The following is a 637-nucleotide window of genomic DNA, read 5'->3' as shown; positions in this document are numbered from 1 at the left end:
ATTACTAGAACCTGGACGGCTACCGACGAATGTGGTAACGCTACGTCTGCTGTTCAGATTATAACTGTTGAGGATACAACGCCTCCTACTATTGACAGTTCAGGTGTCTCTAATATAGATATCCAATGTGGTGTAACACCTGATGGAACCTTAGAAACTTGGGTTGCTAACAATGCTGGTGCAACTGCAACAGATACTTGTGGTAACGTAACTTGGACTAATGATTATGGTGCAAATACAGATGTAGATTGTGCTAATGGTGCTATTACTATAACATTTACTGCTACGGATGATTGTGGTAATGCCTCAAGTGTAACGGCTACGTATTCTATTATCGATACAGTAGCTCCTATAATCACTATTCCAGCAGATGTAACTATCGAGTGTACTGAGGATGAGTCTCCATCTAATACTGGTACTGCAACTGCTACAGACGATTGTACAAATCCAGTTGTAACCTTCACTGATACTGAGGTTGCTGCATGTGGTAATACAAAGACAATAACCAGAACTTGGACAGCTACCGATGCTTGTGGAAATTCAATTTCAGAAGATCAAACTATAACTGTTGAGGATACAACGCCTCCTACTATTACGGTACCTGCCGATGTAACCATCGAGTGTACCGAGGACGAGT

The 637-nt window shown here is 41.6% G+C and carries 1 pseudogene; it reads left to right on the top strand.

Annotated features, from left to right (window positions below):
• Positions 1–637: pseudogene (locus tag ACFWV9_RS16160) on the top strand (gliding motility-associated C-terminal domain-containing protein); the annotation flags it as partial.

This window comes from Winogradskyella sp. A2 (genome assembly GCF_046762865.1).
GTDB lineage: Bacteria > Bacteroidota > Bacteroidia > Flavobacteriales > Flavobacteriaceae > Winogradskyella.
Note: the sequence above shows the minus strand (reverse complement) of the source record. Positions and strands in the feature narration are given on the sequence as shown.